The sequence below is a fragment of the Neolewinella agarilytica genome, from assembly GCF_900110645.1.
Classification (GTDB): domain Bacteria; phylum Bacteroidota; class Bacteroidia; order Chitinophagales; family Saprospiraceae; genus Neolewinella; species Neolewinella agarilytica.
In genome coordinates, this window is sequence record NZ_FOFB01000032.1 from 16,150 (window position 1) to 34,289 (window position 18,140).

Annotated in this window: 13 protein-coding genes; 4 read left to right on the forward strand and 9 right to left on the reverse strand. The window is 51.6% G+C overall.

Translation table 11 applies throughout. From position 1 onward, the window contains the following. Positions 1 to 8: 8 nt before the first annotated feature. Positions 9 to 1,199 (reverse strand): hypothetical protein, encoded by a 1,191-nt coding sequence (locus BM123_RS20950; RefSeq protein ID WP_090172585.1) that lies wholly within the window; start codon positions 1,197 to 1,199, stop codon positions 9 to 11. 68 nt (positions 1,200 to 1,267) lie between these two features. Then, a complete protein-coding gene (locus BM123_RS20955; protein ID WP_175489498.1) occupies positions 1,268 to 1,834 on the reverse strand; it encodes a phosphatase PAP2 family protein in 567 nt (188 codons plus the stop codon). Positions 1,835 to 1,960: 126 nt separating this feature from the next. Here BM123_RS20955 and glmM point away from each other — a divergent pair, with 126 nt between their 5' ends. Further along, positions 1,961 to 3,325 carry a phosphoglucosamine mutase gene (gene glmM, locus BM123_RS20960; RefSeq protein WP_090172588.1) on the forward strand — a complete coding sequence of 455 codons (1,365 nt, stop codon included), beginning with the start codon at positions 1,961 to 1,963 and terminating at the stop codon, positions 3,323 to 3,325. Between the two features lie 343 nt (positions 3,326 to 3,668). Here glmM and BM123_RS20965 read toward each other — a convergent pair whose 3' ends face one another. After that, a complete protein-coding gene (locus tag BM123_RS20965) occupies positions 3,669 to 5,807 on the reverse strand; it encodes an HD family phosphohydrolase (RefSeq protein WP_090172590.1) in 2,139 nt (712 codons plus the stop codon). Between the two features lie 12 nt (positions 5,808 to 5,819). Next, positions 5,820 to 6,467: an endonuclease III gene (nth, locus tag BM123_RS20970; protein ID WP_090172592.1), complete on the reverse strand. Its 648-nt coding sequence runs from the start codon at positions 6,465 to 6,467 to the stop codon at positions 5,820 to 5,822. A 177-nt stretch (positions 6,468 to 6,644) separates the two neighbouring features. On the opposite strand from nth, the gene BM123_RS20975 reads away from it, so the two are divergent. Next, positions 6,645 to 7,319, forward strand: coding sequence for a hypothetical protein (locus tag BM123_RS20975; RefSeq protein ID WP_090172594.1), 675 nt, complete (start codon positions 6,645 to 6,647; stop codon positions 7,317 to 7,319). A 213-nt stretch (positions 7,320 to 7,532) separates the two neighbouring features. On the opposite strand, the gene BM123_RS20980 is transcribed toward BM123_RS20975, so the two are convergent. From BM123_RS20980 to BM123_RS20995, 4 genes are all read right to left on the reverse strand, one after another. Beyond that, entirely contained in the window at positions 7,533 to 8,219 is a 687-nt protein-coding gene (locus BM123_RS20980; protein WP_090172596.1) for a YjjG family noncanonical pyrimidine nucleotidase, read from the reverse strand. Between the two features lie 42 nt (positions 8,220 to 8,261). After that, positions 8,262 to 9,050, reverse strand: a complete 789-nt coding sequence (locus tag BM123_RS20985) for a class I SAM-dependent methyltransferase (RefSeq protein ID WP_090172598.1) — start codon at positions 9,048 to 9,050, stop codon at positions 8,262 to 8,264. 75 nt (positions 9,051 to 9,125) lie between these two features. Further along, entirely contained in the window at positions 9,126 to 10,583 is a 1,458-nt protein-coding gene (locus BM123_RS20990) for a phospholipase D-like domain-containing protein (protein ID WP_090172600.1), read from the reverse strand. Positions 10,584 to 10,599: 16 nt separating this feature from the next. Then, a complete protein-coding gene (locus BM123_RS20995) occupies positions 10,600 to 11,469 on the reverse strand; it encodes a tetratricopeptide repeat protein (protein ID WP_175489499.1) in 870 nt (289 codons plus the stop codon). A gap of 508 nt (positions 11,470 to 11,977) precedes the next feature. Here BM123_RS20995 and BM123_RS21000 point away from each other — a divergent pair. After that, positions 11,978 to 14,581, forward strand: coding sequence for a hypothetical protein (locus BM123_RS21000; RefSeq protein WP_090172603.1), 2,604 nt, complete (start codon positions 11,978 to 11,980; stop codon positions 14,579 to 14,581). A gap of 206 nt (positions 14,582 to 14,787) precedes the next feature. Here the strand turns inward: BM123_RS21000 and BM123_RS21005 are convergent, their stop codons facing one another. After that, positions 14,788 to 16,242, reverse strand: a complete 1,455-nt coding sequence (locus BM123_RS21005; protein WP_090172605.1) for a S41 family peptidase — start codon at positions 16,240 to 16,242, stop codon at positions 14,788 to 14,790. Between the two features lie 326 nt (positions 16,243 to 16,568). Between BM123_RS21005 and BM123_RS21010 the strand changes: the two genes are divergently transcribed. After that, positions 16,569 to 18,044: a glycosyltransferase family protein gene (locus BM123_RS21010; RefSeq protein WP_090172606.1), complete on the forward strand. Its 1,476-nt coding sequence runs from the start codon at positions 16,569 to 16,571 to the stop codon at positions 18,042 to 18,044. Positions 18,045 to 18,140 lie beyond the last annotated feature (96 nt).

Sequence of the window (18,140 nt, forward strand, 5' to 3'; positions counted from 1 at the left end):
ACTCTTGCCTAAGGCTCAAAATACCCCAGGCTTCCCCCTACCCAGGTTTTCCCCTTGTTGTAACGTACTCCGATCATTTCTCCTTTGGAGAGGCGCACGAGGTTATTGAGCAGGATGGGCTTTTCTTCTCCATCGGGCCAGACGTACATCATGCGGACTTCCGTCCGGGCGGGGCCATCAGGCGTTTGAATAATATCTGCGTAGGTTACTTTTTTCTGCAGGATATAGTGTTCAGGCTGTTCAATGGCCGCAATCTTCTCCGCCGACGGGTGCAGGTCTACGCCTGCACCGGCAAAGCTGTAGAGTGGTTTGAGGACATATTCCTCCAGGTCCTGCGGGAGTTCTTTGACTTCGTGCAGGAAGCGGGTGTCCGGCACGTAGGGGCTGTCAATAAACGGAAGGGTAAACTTGCTGAGCAGGAAAAACCAGTTCGGGTGGCCGGCCCACTCTACTTCGGCCTCCTCAATCATATTGAAGGTTCGCTTCAGGTCCGGGCGGGCTTTCAACTCATCGAAAATAACCCGGTTAAAGATTCGGTGCACCTGGGTGCGTTTACCATCTCGCTGGTAGTAGAGTTTACCATCTTCCAGTTCTACTTCGCTGATGCAGGTCTCTGCAATACCTAACTCAGCGCAGCAGACGATGAAGTCGATCCGGGTGGTCTGTCCGGCAGGATCGACCTCCAGCAGGATAACGTTCTCCGGCTCGTGTTCTCCCAGAATAGCTCTGCGCAGTAAGGCCAGGTAATTCTCCTGATCGATGCCGCCGAAGCGGCAGGTAAAGTCTTCGGGAATGGGGAAATGTTTCCGGAAGCTCTGGTCCAGTAAGTACTGAAAAAAATACAGCGAAGGAAAGCCCTGGGCTTCAATGAGCTGCGGCGTAACCTCTCCCTCTTCGTCAAGGCACATGCCAAAATCAAACTGTAGGAAAAGTGGACGTTCGTTTTGTTTTGGGACAAACTCCCCCGGAGGGATAGCTGCTCGTGATCGCTCCGCAAAGCCAGGTGACAACACCACCTCCAGGCAATCTTCACAGGCCTGAAAGAGCCGGCCTCTTACTTTTGCAGGAATAAAAATGGGCGATTCCGCTACGTGAAACTTAGGGGCATGATTGTACTGCTCCTCCAGCCAGGCCATCATTTGCTGATAGGCCTCTTCGGTAAAAGTGTTATTAAAGTTTTGGCGTACCTGATTAATCATATGGAAGCGTGTGCGGGTGAAAATCTGTTGGAGGGGGACTCTTAGTCGGAAGCTTTGTTTGAAAGCCGTTAATCAATAATTGTGTCTTTATCCAGCCATTGGAAGTAAACCCAGGCAGTGGAACATGCAATACTACTTCCCAGAACAGCTCCGGCCAGGATGTCTCCCGGGTAGTGCTTACCAACGTAGACCTGCGCTACCGAAATAGTGGCGGCCCACAGAAAAACGGCCAGCCGCCAGCCAAAGGCTTTTCCCTTCAGCCAAGTTAAGCTAAGAATTGTTGCCAGCGCAAAATGATTGGTTGCATGGTTAGAGGGAAAGCTGTATTTCCCCCCACAGCCAACTAAAATCCGGGCATGATCCGCCACTGAGGGTTCTGCGCAGGGGCGCAGCCGCCCGATCCAGGGTTTAAGCAGGCTGGCGGCCAGTTGATCCGCAAGGGCAAGAGTTACGGCAATCAGGGCCAGCAACCAGAGGGTGCGCTTTACACCATAGGCGCGCCAGAGCAGAAAAACCATAATCAGGTACAGCGGTATCCAGGTCGTTTTCTCCCGGTATACCGGCAGGATGGCGTCAAAGAAAGGGTTAGCTAACCCCTGATTGATGAAATCGAAAATGCTTTGGTCTAAACTCATGCTAAAGGCAAAGGTAAAGCAGAAGGTGGTCAGCTTTACCTTTGCCCTCAAATTCGTATTACCTTCGCGACCGCTACGGTCCATCGGCTGTACGTTAAACGAGCATCAAACAAAATATCCACTCCCTTGCCTCTCAAAAAATCCATCTCCGGCTTTCGTGGCACCATCGGCGGTAAAGCCGGTGACAACCTCACCCCTGAAGACATTGTCACCAACGTAGCGGGCTACGGTGCCTGGTTGTTGAAAAGCGGGGCAGCGCCCCGCGTGGTGATCGGCCGGGACGGCCGGCCCAGCGGGCCGGTAGTGACCGCCCTCACCGCCGCCACCCTCCAGTGCCTGGGCATCGACGTCATTGACTGCGACTTTGCCACAACGCCTACCGTAGAGATGGCCGTCGTTTTTCATCAGGCCGGAGGCGGCATCATTCTTTCTGCCAGCCACAACCCAAAGGAATACAACGCCCTGAAGCTACTCAACAGCAAGGGGGAATTCATCTCCGCCATCGACGGAGCGGACCTGATGGCCATGGCTGCCGAAGGAGACATCACCTACGCTCAAGTCGATGACCTGGGCACCATCATCCGTGACACCACCGCCCTGGACCAGCACATCAAGGCGGTGCTGGAGCATCCTCTCGTTGAGGTGGAAGCCATCCGAAAAGCCGGCTTCACGACGGTTCTCGATGCCGTTAACAGTGTTGGTGCGATCTCCATTCCGCCCTTATGCGAAGCCCTCGGCGTCAGTTGTGAAGTCATCAACGGAGAGCTGAACGGACAGTTTGCCCACAACCCCGAACCGCAGCCGCAGTACCTCGGTGAGCTCATGGAGCAGGTAAAAAAGAGCGGCGCAGACCTGGGGATTGCCGTAGACCCGGATGTGGACCGCCTGGCCCTCGTTGGCCCCGGCGGCCGCTGGATCGGCGAAGAGTATACTTTGGCAGCAGTAGCGGACTACGTGCTGAGCAAAGACCCTGGCCCGGTTGTCAGCAACCTGAGCAGCAGCCGCGTTGTGGCGGATGTAGCCGCCAGCTACGGGCAGGAATACCAGGCTTCCGCCGTAGGGGAAGTTAACGTGGTAGAGAAAATGAAAGCCATCGGCGCCGTCATTGGCGGCGAGGGTAATGGCGGCATCATTGACCCGAAGCTGCATTACGGGCGCGACTCGCTCATCGGGCTCGCGCTTGTGCTCAGCCACATGGCGACCTCCGGGAAGACCATCAACGAACTCCGTGATGGCTACCCCCACTACGAGATGATCAAGGACAAGAAGGAAGTAGACAAAACCTACGACCTGGACGCTGCCTTTGACCGGGTACGGGCGAAGTTCCCCGACGTAAAGTCCAACGATATCGACGGCTTAAAGCTGGATTTCCCCGACGGCTGGGTACACCTGCGGGCCTCCAATACGGAGCCCATCGTGCGGGTTTATGCGGAGGCCGGGACGGCGGCCCGGGCGCAGGAATTGGCGGATGGGATTAAGGTAGTACTGTAGTTCGGTAGTAATGTAGGGCTGCCGCGCGTTGGAGGCGACACTGGTTGATTTGGGATAGGTGTTATGCCCTCATCGCGATGGGATCCCTCTGCGCCCGCGCCACCTCCCACACCTCCAAAATGCGGCAGCCTGCCAGACGACAAGACTATCCCCACACATCACGATGGGTTCCCTCGTCGGCTTCGCCGACTCGGTCAGCCATCGCTACCAATAGACGCCCTTCCAGGGCTATACGTACGGGATCGTTAGAGCACACTGCCTTTTCAACCTCCCTCTGCACCCGCGACCGCGCCACCTGTTCTTCCTCCCACGCCTATAAAATGCGGCAGCCCAAAAGACCAAATCACTCCTCCTCCGGATAAGCAATCCGCACATGATAAACACTCTTCAGGATAGTCTTGAAGATATCCCGGCTCGTTTCCAGTTCCTGAAAAGTAAGCTGACTCTGCTCCAGCTGTCCTGAAGTTAGCTTGCCGCTGATGATGTTATCGATCAAGGCATTCAGTTCTTCTTCGGTGGGTGTTTTGAGGCTTTTACAGGCTGCTTCCACACTGTCGGCAATCATCAGGATCGTCTGTTCCTTCGTCGTTGGCCTGGGCCCGGGGTAGCGGAAGGCGCCCTCCTCCCCTTCCCGCTCGGGGTGGTCTTTGACGTAGTTTCGGTAGAAATACTCGACCCGGGTATTGCCATGGTGCGTGCGGATAAAGTCAATAATCACCTCCGGCAAACCGGCCTGGCGAGCCTCCCGGACGCCGTCCGTCACGTGGCTGATGATAACGGCTGCACTCTCTTTTGGGCTCAATCGTTCGTGCGGGTTAGGGCCCCGCTGGTTCTCAATAAAGAAAGCAGGGTTTTCGGCTTTACCGATGTCGTGGTAAAGTGCTGCTGTTTTTACCAGCAGGGAATCCGCCCCGATGGCGCGGGCAGCCTGCTCGGCCATGTTGGCCACATTGAGCGAATGCTGCCAGGTACCCGCTGCCTGTCGGGCCAGTTTTTCCAGCAAGGGCCGGTTCATATCGCTGAGTTCCATCAGCGTAATGGGCGAAATCAAGCCAAACAAACGTTCCACCAACGGGATGAGTGGATAAGCCAACAGCACCAAAAATACATTGCCGCTGAGCCAACCAAGCGTTCCGTAATCTACTGTCCGCCAGGTGCCCCCACGCATCAGTTCCAGGCCGATGTAACCAACGGCGTAGAAAGCAAACAGCAGTAACAGACTCCGGAAGTAACGCCCCCAGTCCCGGGTATCGATATCCATAATGATGACCACCACTCCGGCCATGATGGTCAGGAACGTAAACTGATAATTCAGGTCGGTCAGAAAACTGGCAATCAGGACCACGCAAACGTGAACAAAAAAAGCAAGCCTTTCCGTGAAGAAGATACGCATCACAATGGGCACGATACAGAAAGGCACCACCCAGGTGCTGAGGTCCGGGCTCACTTCCACCGTTCGAACGATGATGGCGTACAGAACGGGCCAGATGAGCACCAACACCAGGTTTTTCAAGCGGCCATAAACCCAGGGGTAGAAAGACCGCAGGTAGAAAAAGAGGAGAAGAATAACCAGGCCAATCTCGGTGGCGTAGCCACCAAACACACTCCAGAAAGTAGTCTTCACACTCAGGTTCTGGTTATAAATCCGGCGGTAACTGACGAGCTTTTGATAGGCATCTTTCGTCACCGGATCTCCCTGCCGGATGATAAGCTCCCGTTCCCGAATCAGACCGTTATAAGGGCTGACATTCTCCAGTGCCTGTGCTTCCAGTCGCTGCGTAAGGGAGTCCGAATAAAAGAGGTTATGCTTGAATTTATCATCGAGCAACTCCAGGAGAAACTCCGGCGATTTAAGATCGGTATAGAACAGGCTGTCTTCCAGCCACTCCATCGCATCTCCGGGGCTGAACAGCTGCCCGATGGTTCGTTGCCTGACCTCCCCTCCGTTAATGGTGGTAATAACGGTAGACATCCCCTCCATCTCATCTTCCTGCCTGGCCCGGATGATTCCCTGATCGTAGAGCTTATCCAGCACCCGCAGTCCATAGCGGCGGTGGCGCTCAGGCTGTCGTAACAGGTCGGGGTTTTCCCGCCGGGCCCTGGCGCTATCCAGTTCCATCTGGAACTCTTCCAGAAAAGCTGCCCGGGCTTCACGGGCAACATTTTGGTCGTAGCGGTACACCGGGGTGGCGTTACGCTTCACCGCTTCCAGGTCAGCCTGCAAATCACTTTCCGGTTTTAGCACGGGCACATCATAGGGTGCCCGCAAGTCAGCATATCGCCAGGTTTGCCCTTCGTCAAAGGCGAAGGGAAACTTCAGATTATTGGGATATAGCAAACTGATGATTACCACGGCAATCAAGCCAAGCAGAACCCGCAGCAAGCGGCCCGAGGTAGTAAACTTCTGGGTGGTATCAGTTACTTTGATGGTTGGACAGGTTACAGGTTGAACAGGTTGCAGGTTGCAGGTTGCAGGTTGCAAGATAGGGCCTGTCTAGCGTTCTTCTTTGCGCAAGAGGGATTTACGACCGTAAATACTGCAGATGGGACATTCCAGCATTTTGTGGCCTCTCGCCGGGCAGTATTCCCGTCCAAAAAAAATGATTTGCAGGTGGAGTTTATTCCAGCTCTCCTCGGGGAAAAGGCGTTTTAGATCCTTCTCTGTTTTCTCAACATTCTTTCCGGTAGAGAGCCCCCATCTGTAGGCCAGGCGGTGGATGTGAGTATCCACCGGAAAGGCAGGAACGCCGAAGGCCTGGCTCATCACTACGGCGGCCGTTTTGTGTCCGACTCCGGGCAGGGCTTCCAGCGCCTTCCAGTCTTGCGGCACCACGCCGCCATAGTCTTCGGTGATAATACGGCTTAGCTCCTTGATGGCCTTACTCTTGCGCGGGCTGAGGCCACAGGGACGAATGATCTCACGAATCTCATCAACATCAATGTGCATCATCTCTTCCGGCTTATCGGTCAGGGCCCAGAGATGAGGCGTTACCTGATTGACCCGCACGTCAGTACACTGAGCGGAGAGGAGGACAGCCACCAGCAGTGTGTAAGGGTCCGTATGGTCCAACGGAATGGGCACCGTCGGATACAACTCATCAAGGATACGGTGGATGTTGGCGGCTTTTTCGGCTTTTAGCATGGGCAAGTGACAGTATCGTAACCAATCAAGCCTTTAAGAAGGTGTTTGGTTGAATAGCGCTGGCTTTTTTGGGCGCGGACGCAGGTGCAAGGGAAGACCGTGAGGAAGCAATGCTTTACCCAAAGTAAATTATCTTTAGAGCAACACTCATTATTCACCGCAACAAACCAGCTAATCGTGAAACTCCATTTTGTAGTACTCTTACTCTTCACCCTCCTGATTTCCTGTTCACCAACAAGCAACACCGAGGAAAATTCCATCTCTGTAGCTGTGGAGGCAGATGACTCGGCCACCGAACCAGTCCCGGAGGAAAAAAACACCGTAGCCATTGACTCCGACGAAGCCCTGATCGCCACCGCCCTCATGGCTGCCCCGGAGGCCAGTCGGGCAGATTGTAAAGTCATCGGTTACAATATGGCCGGAGAGTTCGTCACCCTCAGGGAAGGTACCAACGAATTCATTTGCCTGGCGGACGACCCGAAGAAAGAAGGTTTCAGCGCCGCCTGCTACCACAAAAGTCTTGATCCCTTCATGGCCCGGGGCCGGGAGCTGAAGGCCGAGGGAAAAAACCATAACGAGATATTTGACATCCGCGAAAAAGAGGCCAAAGCAGGAACCCTCGACATGGGTAAAACTGGTGCGACCCTACACATCTATTACGGCAAAGAGTCTACCTATGATCCCGAAACGAACTTGGTGGATGGAGCGAAGTATCGCTACGTCGTCTACATGCCCTTCGCTACAGCGGCATCCACGGGCTTACCCGAATCTCCCATTGCCCCCAACCACCCCTGGATTATGAACCCGGGTACGCACCGGGCGCACATCATGATTTCGCCGATTAATGAATAAGGCCTGTTTATTCAGCCCCTTCCTCTTTTTTTGCTTCTTTCTTCCGGGGAGCAAGCATATAGATCAGCCAACCAAAGCCCACTAACAGATGAAGAACAATAATGACCAGAATTATTTTTGTGACAACACTCATGATTTACCCGCTTGGTTACGGAGGTAAAAGTATTCGGCACCAGACTTTTTAATGATGACTAATGTCTTGCTGATAAATGATTAATCACTCAACAGAATTCCCCGCAATTCCCGAATATCCCGAATCCGGTACGTTTCTCCCAGCTTCGGCCGGTCCGCTACGCCGGGATGGCGGAGCCAGCAGGCATCGAAACCGTAACTGAGAGCACCGCCCACATCTGCGTTCGGGTTATCGCCAACGACGAGGCACTTGCTTTTGTCCGGGTGGCCAATCTGTTCCATGGTGTAATCAAAGAAGCCGGCATTGGGCTTAGCCACACCAATTTCGTCGGAGATCACAATGGCGGCAAAGTAATGCTCCAACTCCGTCGCTTTCAGGCGCGGGCGTTGGACTTCCTTCAGGCCATTGGTGATGAGCACCAGAGTGTAGCGCGCTTTAAGCTCCTGTAACAGCTCGACTGCACCGTCGAGCATATGGGTACTTTCGGAGAGGTAGGTCCGGTAGTCAAAGCTCAACTCCTCTGCCGGATGGTCCAGGCGATAATGATCCAACAGCCGCTGGAAGCGGATGGTACGAAGCTGTTCTTTAGGCAAAAGGCCCTTTTCGTAGTCTGACCAGGCCCGATGGTTAATCTGTCGGTATTCACCGAGTACCTCCTCGGACCAATCGATGTCCCGTGTGCGCAATGTCCGCTCCAGCGCAGAAGCTTCAGCGGCGGAAAAATCCCAAAGGGTATTATCGGCATCCAGGAGGAGGTGACTGTACATATCAGGTAGCGTTAGGCAGAGTACTTAGTTTCAATCAGCTTTCTAAGCTTTACGAATCAAAGCATAGCAACAGGTCGTATAAAAATCTCTCAGCCAGGGAATCCCCTTCAAAACCGGAGGTACTGCCCGGGGCGTAAGGTTAAACTTAATTTCGTAGTTAGGATTGATGAGCCAAAGGTCTTTTTGCTCAAAGGAGAAACCATTTTCCTTTACAAGACGCGAGAATCGATCAATGCTAATCCCCGTTTCTTTTACCTCCAGCAAATTATCCATGGTCGCTTCAGATTCACCAAAACCCTTCAACATTGCCCGATATAATGGGGCAGGCAGCAGGTGGAACCAGGGGAGCTTACTCAGAAAAGAACTCCTGCAGACTTGCTGGTGCCCACCAAAGGGCATTCGCCAGGGCGGAAAGCCAAAGAAAATCCGTCCTGCTGGTTTAAGAAACCGGTGCACCATACTGAGGAATTTCCCCTGATCATGAATATGCTCGATCACGTCCCGAAGAATAATCAGGTCAAAAGTTCCCAGCCGGTCCGCCGAACTATCGTATATATCCTGTACGAGCATTTCAATGTTAGCACCGGGTAGTTCATCCGCTATGAACTCAAGGCCCAAATTGATCTTCACCTGGTTAAGGTCTACTCCGACACATTCACACCCCAACTCCAGAAAAGGCAGCAGATTTCCGCCTTCTCCACAGCCGATTTCAAATACCCGGGTGGCGGAGGAAATCTCCATACTACCCTTTATATAGGGGATGACGTGTTGACGGGTGGTGAGAACCTGTTCGTTGAAATATCGACGCTTATTACTGTGCCTGTCGTGCATGGCGGCGAAGGTACTACGGGTTTTGAATTTTAATTCAAAAAGCCTTGGGGTTTGATCGGCTGATCGCCTCTATTGTTAGTCTGAAAAAGCCTCTTTCCCTGATCCTGTCAAGCGAAGCCCTTCGGATTTCTCCTGCTGAATCTTTGCGGCTTTGTTTTCCGTCCGAAGACGAAAAAGCTGATCTTCGAGTAATACTCTTGTCTCGTTGAAATAATCGTCCCAGTCGTCAATTGCGTTAATCGTTTTACTATTAGGCTGCCGCAGGAGTTCCTCCAGCTGGTTGTTCCATTCTGCCAGCTTGTCAATCAATCCTTTACGGGTACTCTCAAGTTTTTTCCGTTCGGTCAGCACCTCTGACTTATCAGCCATTCGGTTATTATTGAGTTGTTCCGTGATGGCCCTTAGCTGCTCCAGATCATTGTTTTTATAAGCTTCGGTAAGCTCCAAAAAAATGGCCTGTGCCTGATCGTGCAATTCATCAACGACCCGGTCCGGATGACATTTCATGGATGCCTTCCGGTAGAGTCGCTTAAGTTCTTTTTGCTCCCGTGCATCCAGGGCACGCGTTTTGTTTTTTCGTACAGCTTCCTGACTACTGGTATACTTTTCGTGGTCACTGGCAGCCTCCTCGTATATCTCCTGCTTACCGGGGTCAGCTTCGGCTAGTCTTTTCGCCTTTATTTTAGTTTCAAAGAGAATCCCCTCTAAAAGATCTCCAAGTTTTTCACCGTGCAGTTTGCTGAAAGCTGACATTCGTTTTTGAGTATCAGCGACCTCCTGACTAACCTCAGAGATTTGCCTTTCCAATTGCTGAATCTCGTGTAAAAGATTATCAATAGGTGGGTTAATACAAGCAAGGGCCAACCGATGATTCTCAATAAAGGCAGTTACCTCATCGTAAGCAGACGCAAACTCCTCCTCTTCAATTTTATCGACGATGAAAGCGATGTCCGGGTCTTCAGAAAATTCACGCAGACCATCGAGCCGAAAAGCAAGGTAGTCCGTGTCTTCCATTTTAAACAAGGTCTGCATCACCTCCAGTCGCTTTATCAGGTCCGGCAGCCCAAAAGTTGGCTTAGATGCTCCGGAAGCCATCTCTCCATGATGGAAGAGGTAATTAAATTCCTGTCGATAAGCGGTGGCTAGAGTATGTGCATCAGAAGACAAGATGATCTCACGCCCTGCACCTGCGGTTCCCGCCCGCCACCGATAATCTCCTTCAATAACTATTTCCCCTCCGTCAATGAGTCCGAACTTAGCATCAATCAACTGCTCTTTCAGTGATTCGCCTACCCTCACCAGGCGTACACTTTCCGAGGAGGTCTGCCCATTAAAGAGGGTATTCTGACTATCTCCGTCCTGGAAAAGGATGATTTCCACCTCAATGCCAGCCAAAGCTTTTTTTTGCAACAGGCCGAGAATACCGGGTTCAGAAATCCAACCAATGGCCAGCTGGATAGAGCACTTCGCACTGGTTAGTGCAGCCACTAAAGCGGGATGAATTTCAGCCTCCTGATACTTTGTTCGCCTCATGCTTTTTTCATAATGGTTAGGAAGTCAAAGCTTCAATCTTTTCAATGGCATATGCTGCTGCTGGGTGGCCAAGTTCGAGTGCTTTACGAAGATCACTCAGTGCACTATTGAAATCCAGGAGATCAGAATAGGCTACCCCACGGTTATACCAGGCGTTGGCGGCCATGGAGTTTCCCCTGATAACCGTTGTGAAGTCCGCTATCGCTCCACGGTGACGTTGAAGTTGGTAGCGGGCCTCTCCCCGGCTGGCGTATGCTTTGAGGTGATTAGGCTGCTGGCGAATAGCCTCCGTAAAATCCGTGACGGCACCTCTGAAGTCTTCGATGTCCATTCTGGCAAAGCCCCGGTTGTACCAGGCTTCCGCATGTTCCGGCTTTACATCAATACAGGCTGAAAAGTCAGCAATTGCCCGTTCATGCTCTTTAAGTTCATGATAAGCAAAACCCCGGCAAAACAAAGCTTCTGCATGCTGCGGGTCTAAATTCAACAACTGGTTAAAATCAGCAACTGCTTCTTTAGTACGCTCTTCCTCAAAAAGGAGACAACCGCGCTCAAAATAACTTTCTACCTTCTTCGGATCCAGTTTGATGGCCATGCTGAAATCATCAAGAGCGTCTGCAACATCTTCCAGCAGGTGTCTGGCCAGGCCACTACAGTGGTAAGCTTCTGCATCTTCCGGAATCAACGCTATCGCTCTCTCACAAGCGTCAATGGCTGAGGCGTATTGCCCTTCTTCCAGCAAATCGTATGCTCTTGCCACCCAGTTTATCGCATCGCGGCGTATCACCTTCGCGGTAAGGCCTAGTTGCAAAGAAGTAAATTCCATTAAGGCACGGTTCTGCGTAACCAGTGCCCGACGATCCCGATCCGTGTTATCCTTGTTCATAGATTCTCTTTGGGATGACGTTTGGGGAAGTTTCATTTCAGGTTTGAAAACATATTCAAACTGACTTCCACTTGGTCTTTAGACAATTAGGCGAAATTTAATTAGCTCTTTGCCTTCTATCCTGCTTCTTTCCCCCAGAAGTCGCCCCCAAAAAGCAAATTTTAATCGCGAATAAATGTGACAAATTGTGGTTGTCACGTCCAACCAATTGCAGCTCAAAAGTAGATTGTTATTACGAAGGTACGTCAGTAAAGTTGGAGTCCCGCAGCAATTAGCAACAAAATTTAGCTTCCCTGAAATTAACAAACAATTGCCTTTACGGCAATAGCACAGTAGATTTCATATTCAAAATACTATTGAGTTCATAAGGAACCATTCTACCGAATGAGATCCTGGCATTTAAACCATTAAGCCTGCTAAACTGGCTCAACAGTGCCATTTAGCCTGGCTTCTTTCCTACTTCAGCGACGGATATAATTTTTCGTCAACAAAACATTCATTTTCCCACATGCAACTAACTAAACAGAAATTTATTAATCGTCTCCATCAGGTTGTCGGCCTGTCAGCGAAGCAAGCAGAGAAGGTTTTCGAGATGATGTCCAATGACCGGATGCTCCCCTCTCGGGAAATCGCCCGAACAGTAGAGGTTACCAAAGAGGTTCCGGTTGAAGTCTTGAAAACCGTAGAGGTCATCAAAGAGGTGGAAGTCATTCGGGAAGTCCCCGTGGAAGTCATTAAGGAGGTCACTAACTTTAAGGAGGTAGAGGTGATTCGTGAAGTACCCGTAGAAGTGGTTCGCGAGGTAAAAGTCTTCCAGCCAATAAATGTTACCCGTGAAGTTGCCGTTGAAGCCGTAAAAGAACTTACGACCGTACAGGAAGTAGAGGTAATTAAAGAGGTATCCGTTCCACTGACCAATGAGGTGGAAATCTTCAAAGAGGTTTCCGTTGTTAAGGAAGTTCCCGTAACGGTGAACAGTGAAACGGAAACGATTAAGGAAATTCAAGTCATTAAAGAAGTCCCCGTACCCGTTTACCGTGACCGCGAAGTAATCAAAAAGGTCGAGGTGATCAAGGAAGTTCCCGTCGAAGTCGTCAAAGAAGTCGAAGTCATCAAGGAAATCGAGGTCATCAAAGAGGTTCCCGTCGAAGTCATCAAAGAAGTCGAAGTCATCAAAGAGGTGATCGTCCGGGAAGAAGTTCCGGTAGAAGTCATCAAAGAGATCGAAACGATTAAAACCGTCGAAGTCATTAAAGAGGTTCCGGTACAGATGATCAAGGAAGTTCAGGTCATCAAGGAAGTAGAAGTGATTAAGGAAGTACCCGTCGAAGTTTTCGTTGAGGTGCCCAAGATCAAAGAAATCGAGGTTATTCGGGAAGTACCCGTAGCCGTCGAGAAGATTCTCCATAAGGTAGACATCGTACATCTGACGAAGGAAGTCACTACGCCGGTCACTGAGTCCATCGAGAAGCTCAAGCCAGTAGAGATGTTCCGCGATAAGACCGTTCCCGTGGAAACCGTCTTCGAGAAGGTCAAAGAGGTTGAGGTCTTCAAGGAAGTACCGATTCCCGTAGAAACCCGCGTCGAAAAGATCAAGGAAGTTGAGGTAACCCGCGAATTGCCGGTAGTAACCAACAACACCGTTGAGACCGTAAAAGAGGTTACGCTTAAGGTCGAAGTTCCCGTTATCCTGAACACTACCAAGGAAGTAATTAAGGAAGTGGAAGTAGCCCGTGAAAAAGCGGTACTGGCCACTAACGAAGTGGAAGTCATCAAAGAGATTGAGGTTATTCAGGAGGTACCCGTAGAGGTAACCAACGTAGAAACCCGCTTCCAGGAAGTGGAAGTGGTTAAGGAAAAGCCCGTTGCCGTAGTTGAGGAAACGGAGGTCATCAAGACCGTTCCGATGATGCAGGAAGTGCCCGTTACGCTGGTGAACACCATTGAGGTACTCAAGCCAGTTGACATTGTCCGCGAAATCCCCGTAGAAGTATCCCGGGAAGTTCAAACGACCCGCGACGTCGTCCGCGAAGTGCCCGTTGAAGTGATCAAAGAAGTCGAAGTCGTACGCGAAGTCGAGGTCGAAGTCATTAAGGAAGTCGAAGTTATCAAGGAGGTCATCAAAGAAGTTGAAGTCATCCGTGAGGTCCCCGTCGACCGGATCAAGGAAGTCGAGGTAATCCGTGAGATTGAAGTCATCAAAGAAGTGCCCGTCGAGGTCATCAAAGAGGTTCAGGTCACAAAGAAAGGCGAGGAGATCAGCCGCGCAGTTGTTAATCGCCCCAACCTAAAGACTTACCGCTCCGGGAAAGAACGCGTTATCCGTACCGGCCGCCGCTACGAAGAGATGGACCGCAAAGCCGGGGAAGCCATTCCCGCCGTGGCCAACCTCGAAGATCGCTACCTTCCCTGTGGTGGTTATGAAGGTCGGACCGTCAACGACAAGGCCAATAACGCAGCCCTGTTCAAGGAAGCTGACAAATACTACTTTGCCCTCTACTACCCCGAAGGAGGCGTTTACCTCCGCGGTGAAGGTTTTGAAAAAGCCAAAGACCGCGATGATCGCCTGAAGCATGTACTACGCCTGAAGGATGACACTATCTTCTTCGACCGTATTGAGAAGGGTGAGTACTTCATGGAGATTCTCAACAATGAGGACGACAAGGAAATCGCCCGTGGTTGCCTCAAAATGGCAGAAGCAAAAGCGAAGCCCGCCCCGAAAGAGAAAGCGAAGCCAACTGCTAAAGCCAAAGCAACCGACGAGGTCTACAAAGACGAGCTGTATGGCTTCAAGTCTGACAATCTCCAGCTGGTGGAAGGCATTGGCCCAAAGATCAATCAGTTGCTCAATGCTGATGGCATTGTAACCTGGCGACAACTTTCTCAGGTAAAGGCAGATCGACTGAAGAGAATCCTTACCGATGCCGGGCCACGCTTCCAGATGCATGATCCTTCTTCCTGGCCAGCCCAGGCAGGCTTTGCCGCTGACGGCAAGTGGGAGGAAATGATCGAATTCCAGAAGTACCACGATGTTGACGAAGACCACGACGGAGCGACAGACTCCAAGCTGGAAAAGATTCTTATCAAGAAAGGTAAGCGCAAAGCGAACTAAAAGTTCTAACTTTCACTGTATACGGGGAGAGTGGGTTTCGGCCTGCTCTCCCTTTTTTTATTTAAAAAGTCATAAGACCATCAGGTAGTGGATTTTTCCCTTAGCCCGCAGCCCGTCTTCTACCTCTCTCGACCGCTACCACCGCAAATCTGTCATACCCCTTCCCCTCAGCCGCTTGCGGCGCTCCCTGCTCCCAGCGTCAGCTACTATCTGACTACTTGCCCCCCTGAGTCTTTGACTCCCAATATCTCCAGCGCCCGCTCCATCCTTACATCCTCACCCGCCCGCAAGCTTTCCGGGTCTAACAGTACAATCTCATCTGGCGTAAAGGTTCCCTCTCCAGAGCGATATTGCTCAAAGCGCCAGTTAGGAATCGTCACCCGGAATTTGATACGTTCCCCGATGAGGTACCCTCTTATCTTACCACCGTAGGTGTATTTCCGTGAGCCACCCGTCTTCGCTCCAATAACCGTTGCGGATCCCGTTTCTTTCAGCACGTGGGCTAACATAACCGTTGCGGAGAAGCTTTGCTCGTTAACGATAATAACCAGGTCTCCCCCAAAAGCATTTTTCCGGGGAGAAAACACGCGCGTTTTACGTGGCTGCTCAAAATGATCTCCTTTTTTTCGGACACCGCCCACAAGGTAATATCCCATTTTGTTGAACAGACCAATACCGGGAGCCGTAGGCGTTTGGGAGTACATATCCTCCGTAAACTGATAGTCTTGCCTGGCCAGATAACGACAGAATTTGTTAGCCAGCTCCAGACTGCCACCTCCGTTTCCTCTCAGGTCCAGGATTAGTTTATCAATGCCACTTTCCTGGATGGTCCTGAATGTCTCCCTGAATAGTTTAGCCTCGTTGACGTGCTCAAAAGCATTCCCGGAAAAAGACCGTACCGCCAGAATCCAGGCAGAGCTGTCCTCACTTTTCCTCAGATTGAAGTAAGCTTTGTAACGCTCTTTTTTAGGCAAAGGCTTAGACTGCTTGAACTTGACTCTGGTGTCCATCCACACCATTCTCTGTTCTTTCGTATCCGGATCAACGATGGTGAACTGCAGGCTATCCCTATAGCCATAGTAATTCTGATAATAAGCCCACAGACTTGTACCTAACTTATAGTGCGTTGCTCGGTCGTACCCAAGATCATTGAGTCCCTGAAAGGCGGACAACCGGCTAACCAACGATCGGATCGGCTCTTTTTCGAATAAAACAACCTCCGTCCCCCTCCCCAATAGTTCGTTTGCCGTTGTCCGTACAGAATCCGCTAACACGTACCGGCTTCCGTCTCCCACGGGGTAAACCCCCATCCGGCGAAAATGCCGGCGTTGCGCCGCCAGGGTAGCCGTATCCAATACCGGCCGCAGCTGAAGATGCCCACAGCCCGAAACTGTCTGTAAAGCCGATGCGTGGTAAATGAAGTCCGGCACGGCCATTGAATCTCCCCTCTGATTGGCGAACTGAGCCCGCAACTCCGTTTTCACCCGCTCCAGCGCTGATTTCATTTTCTCCCGGGTCCCGGCTTCATACCCGATGGGGTGATGGTAAACAATGGTGTCATGCAATTGCGTCAGCAGGGAAAATGCTTCATGCTGCGCAAGAGAGTCTTGTCCGGCCAGCAGCAAGGGAAACGTGAAAAGAAGCAGGAATAAAGCCTTCAAGTTTGGGGAGTTTAGTGTTCAGGATTTCAAAGTAGCCACTACCTTCGCAAAAAGCCAAGGTCGGGCGGTAAATTAACGCAGCCTTAAGAGCGTGTCTAAAATTGGCTTTTGTGGCGACTGCTGACAATTTTTTTTCTGATCAAGGCGCAATGAGGGAGCTTGGCCAAAGCCAAGTGACCGAAGAAGCAACGTAGATCAGGATAAAATTTGGCGCAGGTAGCCCGAAGTGTTAAATTTAGACACGCTCTAAGTTTGTCCGCTTAAACCGCCTGAAAGGAAGAGCACTGCAATGATGTCCTCTTTCTGCCAATACCTCCAACCCTTCTATGCCAGCAATGATGCCCGTAAAGTACCTGATAGTTGCCTCCTTCCTGCTCATCCTCTGCTGCTGGAACGCCGTAGGCTTTTTACAGGGAGACGAACACTTCCAGATTCTGGAGTTCGCTGCTTACAAACAAGGAATCGTCGCCGCAGCAGACTTACCCTGGGAATTCGCAGAACGAATGCGGCCAGCTGCGCAACCAGCCATTGCCTGGTCTGCTTACAGTCTCTTTGAGCTTTTCGGCACCCCACACCCCTACTGGCTGGCTTTCTTTCTGCGCCTCCTTTCTGCTGGTTTGTTCACAGTTCTGGCGGTTTGCTTATTTCGCCGCTATTCGCCGCAGCTGTCTTCGGATCGCTTAATCAAATGGTTTGCCTTACTGCTACTATTCAACTGGGCATCAATCTATAGCGGCATTCGGTTTTCAGGAGAAAACTGGTCAGGAATGGCGCTGGCAGCAGGTTTCTTATTGTACCCGATGGCCCCATCAAAGAATACGGAGCACTACTTTACACCAGGCAAAAAAGCGGGACCTTCCATTTTCGCCTTCTACGCCGGTCTCTTGTTTGGCCTGTCCTTCCTCTTCCGTTACCAGATGGGATTAATGGTAGTAGGCTTCGGCGCCTGGCTACTCTTTTTGGCGCGGGAAAAATGGCAGCGGGTGGGCTTACTAATCCTGGGCGGACTCACGACACTAGCCATTGGTACGCTATTGGATTACTGGCTCTACGGCGAGTGGGTCATTGCCCCCTGGCATTACCTGGAGCAAAACCTGGTGGCCGGTAAAGCCGCTGAGTTTGGCACCCTACCCTGGTACGGTTATTTCCAGAAGGTCTTCGAGCGGGGCGTGCCCCCGCTGAGTCTGATTTACCTCGGCGCCTCTCTATGGTTTTTATGGCGCTACCGACGGGATCCCATTAGCTGGATGATCATCCCCTTTTTTGTCGTGCACTGTTTCCTTTCCCGTAAGGACGTCCGCTTCCTCTTTCCCCTCCTACCCTTCCTGCCGGTGATGATCATTGCGGCGGCGCAGGAGTTACAAAAGGCCTACGGAGCGCACTTCTTTGATCGTAAATGGGTCAGGGGAACAATCGGGCTTTGTGTCCTGCTGAACGGGCTGCTGCTCGCCTCAATCGCCTTGCGGCCCGCTACGACGGAGGTGCTCGTCAACCGCTACATCTACAATCACTACGATGAGCCGATAACCCTCTTTGCTGATGGCAAGCACGCTTTCTCCTATGCCAACCTCATCATCCGGTTTTACCAGCGGCCGGGTGGCGTTCGCATTATCAATGGTGAACGATCAAATTGGCCGGCATGCCAAACGGCACATTGCCTCTATTCGGAGCAGACAAAGACCCCCAATCCTCCGCCGGGAGCCAAACAGGTATACACCAACCGCCCAGCCTGGGCCGAACCCTTCAATTTCGGGGGATGGCTCGACGGGATGAGATGGTGGTACATCTACGAGTTGGAATAGTAGGGCGCGGGACCGCAGGTGCAGGGGAGGTTAAGGGCGCAGTGGTGGCGATAGAGATTGGTTGAGACGCTGTGCATCTCAACCCTCATTTCACTC